Origin of the sequence: Oscillibacter sp. KLE 1728 (genome assembly GCF_934833455.1) — a bacterium.
GTDB classification, from domain to species: Bacteria; Bacillota; Clostridia; order Oscillospirales; family Oscillospiraceae; genus Oscillibacter; species Oscillibacter welbionis.
In genome coordinates this window covers 25,236-29,154 of sequence record NZ_CAKVVF010000021.1, presented here as the reverse complement: position 1 = coordinate 29,154, position 3,919 = coordinate 25,236, and the positions used below count along the sequence as shown (strand labels likewise).

At 59.8% G+C, this 3,919-nt stretch carries 5 protein-coding genes; 4 read left to right on the top strand and 1 reads right to left on the bottom strand.

Annotated elements, in window-relative coordinates; genetic code table 11:
• Positions 1–126: 126 nt before the first annotated feature.
• The 4 genes from rpsF (at position 127) to QVE23_RS03890 (ending at position 2,247) form a co-directional block, all read left to right on the top strand.
• Positions 127–423, top strand: coding sequence for a 30S ribosomal protein S6 (gene rpsF, locus QVE23_RS03905; RefSeq protein ID WP_021751113.1), 297 nt, complete (start codon positions 127–129; stop codon positions 421–423).
• Between the two features lie 12 nt (positions 424–435).
• Entirely contained in the window at positions 436–888 is a 453-nt protein-coding gene (locus QVE23_RS03900; protein WP_021751114.1) for a single-stranded DNA-binding protein, read from the top strand.
• Positions 889–913: 25 nt separating this feature from the next.
• The gene (gene rpsR, locus QVE23_RS03895; RefSeq protein ID WP_021751115.1) at positions 914–1,165 is read left to right on the top strand and encodes a 30S ribosomal protein S18; all 252 of its coding nucleotides are present in this window, start codon (positions 914–916) and stop codon (positions 1,163–1,165) included.
• A 161-nt stretch (positions 1,166–1,326) separates the two neighbouring features.
• On the top strand, positions 1,327–2,247 hold the full coding sequence (locus tag QVE23_RS03890) for an AEC family transporter (RefSeq protein ID WP_021751116.1): 921 nt from the start codon (positions 1,327–1,329) through the stop codon (positions 2,245–2,247).
• A 75-nt stretch (positions 2,248–2,322) separates the two neighbouring features.
• Here the strand turns inward: QVE23_RS03890 and QVE23_RS03885 are convergent, their stop codons facing one another.
• Entirely contained in the window at positions 2,323–3,843 is a 1,521-nt protein-coding gene (locus QVE23_RS03885; RefSeq protein ID WP_025544710.1) for a 4Fe-4S dicluster domain-containing protein, read from the bottom strand.
• Positions 3,844–3,919: the final 76 nt, after the last annotated feature.

The following is a 3,919-nucleotide window of genomic DNA, read 5'->3' as shown; positions in this document are numbered from 1 at the left end:
TAGAGCCGGGAGAAAAATTCCTTGACATTTCCAGAAATTCCGATATAATAATATGGCTTGCAGTCTGCAGGCATATCCTTGCTCCCATCCCGAATGGGGGCCATTTGTCCAGAAGGAGGTGCAAATATGGCAAAGGTTTCTGCCAATTATGAGGTCGTGTATATCATCGACCCTGCACAGGGTGAGGAGAACACCGCCGCGCTGGTGGCCAAGTTCAAGACCCTGGCTGAGCAGAATGGTTCCGCTGTGGAAGTGGAAGAGTGGGGCAGCCGCAAGCTGGCTTATCCCATCAACTACAAGACCGAGGGTTATTACGTCCTGATGACCTTCACCAGCGAGCCTTCTTTCCCGAAGGAGCTGGACCGTGTTCTGCGGATCACGGACGGCATCATGCGTTCCCTGATCGTCTGCAAGGGCGAGTAAGGGGGCATTGATATGCTCAACAAGATCATCATCATGGGTCGTCTGACCCGGGACCCCGAGCTGCGCCGCACCGGAAGCGGCACCGCCGTCACGTCCTTCTCCCTGGCTGTGGACCGGGACTTTAAGTCCCAGAGCGGCGAAAAGGAGACCGATTTTATCGACGTGGTGGCCTGGCGCAGCACCGCGGAGTTTGTCAGCAAATACTTCACCAAGGGCCGCATGGCCGTGGTGGAGGGCCGGCTGCAGATCCGCGATTGGACGGACAAGGACGGCGGCAAGCGCAGAAGCGCCGAGATCGTCGCCGACAATGTCTACTTCGGGGATTCCAAACGGGACGGCGCCGGCGATTTCGGCGGCGCACCCGCTTCTTACAGCGCCCCCATGGGCGGCCGCAACGCCGCACCGATGGGCGGACAATCCGATTTCGCCGAGATCGGCGAAGAGGACGGCGAACTGCCGTTCTGACTTTTGATAAAGGAGGAACCATTTCATGGCTTTTGATCGTGAAGCGAGACCCGCTCGCCCCAACCGCGGCAAGCGCCGCAAGGTCTGCCAGTTCTGCGCGGACAAATGCGAGTATATCGATTACAAAGACGCCGCCAAGCTGCGCCGCTTTGTCTCTGAGCGTTCCAAGATCCTGCCCCGCCGGACCACCGGCACCTGCGCCATGCATCAGCGTCAGCTGACCGAGGCCATCAAGCGCGCCCGGCAGATCGCCCTGCTGCCCTACGTCACCGACTGAGGCAGACCGTGACTGAACAAAGGCTCCCCCATCCGCTGGATGGGGGAGCCTTTTTACTGCAGTCCCAGTTTTTTTACGCTATATAAACTTTCTGGTTGTTTTTCCTCTTTTGGCGTGGTACGATTAAACTCGCACCTGTGTGTGGATGGAGGAACGTTTTCATGGTATTGATGCTGCTTGAACAGATCGTACAGCTTTTTCTGTGTATCGTCCTGGGCTGGCTCCTGGTCCGCCTGCATCTGCTGAAGCCGGAGGACAGCCGGGTTCTGTCCAAAGTCTGTCTGTATCTGGTCACTCCCTGCGTCATCATCAACGCCTTCCAGCTCCAGCGTACGCCGGAGCTGCTTCAGGGTCTGGCCCTCTCCCTCGGGGCCGCCATTGGCATCCACGCTCTGTTTTTCATTGCCACGGCCTTACTGCACCGCCCCCTGCGTCTGACGCCGGTGGAACAGGCCTCCCTGATTTACACCAATTCCGGTAACCTCATCATCCCCCTGGTGACTGCGGTCCTGGGGCCGGAGTGGGTCATCTATTGCAGCATGTTTCAGTTGGTGCAGCAGTTTCCCATGTGGAGTCACTGCCGGATTATTCTGAGTGGTGACCGGAATGTCTCGCTGAAAAAAATTCTCCTGAATGTCAACATCATTTCCGTGTTTGTGGGTGTGCTGCTGTTTCTGCTGAACCTGCCCCTGCCTACGGTAATCGCCGGTACCATGAAGTCCATTGCCTCCACCATCGGCCCCCTCAGCATGTTTGTCGCCGGCATGCTCATGGGAGAGCAGAACCTGCTGGCGGTCCTGCGCATCCGCAGCATCTGGAAGGTGGCCTTCCTGCGGCTGATCGCCCTGCCGCTGGTGGTCCTGTGTATTTTCAAATACTCTGGCCTTGCGGCCCTGGTGCCGGATGGCCAGTCCATCCTGATGATCAGCCTGCTGGCAGCAAGTGCCCCTGCGGCGGCTAACGTCACTCAGATCGCTCAAGTTTACGGTCATGAAGGAGACTACGCCGGCGCCATTAATGTAATCACCACGCTTCTCTGTATCGGGACCATGCCGCTGATGGTTCTTCTGTACCAAATGTAAGCAGAACCACAGCTTTTCCGGAAAACGCACAAAGCGGGCCACCCTTTTGGGTGGCCCGCTTTCTTGCTTTAGCGGTTATTCCTCCACGTCTTTCAGACGGTCCACATAGGGGCTGGCGGTGCTGCTGACCTCCGCGGCCTCCTTCTTGAACTTCTCAACATTCAGGGTGCTCTCCCGCACGGGGGTGATGGTGCCGGCGCCGGCCACGCAGCCGCCGGGGCAGCCCATGCCCTCCAGCAGATAGCCGTTGCGCTTTCCGGCCTTGGCCATCATCAGCATCTTCTTGCACTCCCGCAGGCCGTCGCCGTACTCGATCTGTACCTCCCGGGTGGGGTCGATGTGCTTGATGGCCTCTACCACGGCCGCGGCCACGCCGCCGCCCACCGCGAAGCCGCGGCCCATGGAGGTGCCCTCGTTCAGGCCGTCCTCCGGGTCCGCCTCCAGGGTGGTGAAGTCGATGTTCTTGGCATCGAACATGCCCTGCAGCTCCTCAAAGGTCAGCACGTAGTCCACATCCGACCGGACAGATTTCCGGTTGGCCTCCAGCTTCTTGGCTGCGCAGGGCCCAATGAAGCAGATCCGGGCATCCGGATGGTCCTTCTTCACCATGCGGGCGGTGATCACCATGGGGGTGAGGGCCATGGAGATGCAGTCCTTGAACTCCGGGAACAGCTTCTTGGCCATGACGGACCAGGCGGGGCAGCAGCTGGTGCCCATGAAGGGCAGCTTCTCCGGCACCTCCGCCAGGAAATCCTTGGCCTCCTCCACGGTGCACAGGTCCGCGCCGATGGCCACCTCCACCACATCGTCAAAGCCCAGGATCCGCATGGCGGCCTTCAGCTTGGCAGGCGTGGCGGCCTTGCCGAACTGGCCCACAAAGGCGGGGGCCACGCAGGCGATGACCTTGGATCCGCGGTTCATGGCGTTGATGACCTGGAAGATCTGGCTCTTGTCCGCGATGGCGGCAAAGGGGCAGTTCACCAGGCACATGCCGCAGGAGACGCACTTGTCGTAGTTGATCTTGGCCCGGCCCAGCTCGTCGGATTCGATGGCGTCCATGCCGCAGGCTGCGGCGCAGGGGCGCTCAATCTTGCTGATGGCGTGGTAGGGGCACTGGTTGAAGCACCGGCCGCATTTGATGCACTTGTCCTGGTCAATGTGGCAATGCTTGTCCTTGTCCAGATAAATGGCATCCTTGGGGCACACATTCATGCAGGGATGGGACAGGCAGCCCTGGCAGCTGTCCGTAATCCGGATCTGCTTGGGGGGGCAGGCATTGCAGGCAAAGGAGATGATATTGACCAGGGGCTCCTCAAAATATTTGTCGTCGGCCGCGGCCGCCTCCTGGATACCGGCGCTGACGGGCGTCTGCTCGCCAGCGGGCTGCAGGCTCATGCCAAGGGCCAGCCGCACCCGCTCCTGGACAATGGCCCGCTCCAGAAACACGTCGTGGCGGTGGCGGGCCACCTCTCCGGGAACGATGGTGTAGGGGATCATGTCCACCCGCTTCAAATCCCCGCCCTCATAGGCCAGGCGGGCCACTTCGGTGAAGACATTGCGGCGGATCTCATCCACCGCGCTGTGTACGCCTCTCATTCTTTTTTCCTCCATTGTTCACCGGGCAGTCGCATTCTGAACCCGGCTACTTAGAATTGCGGAATCATTATATCGG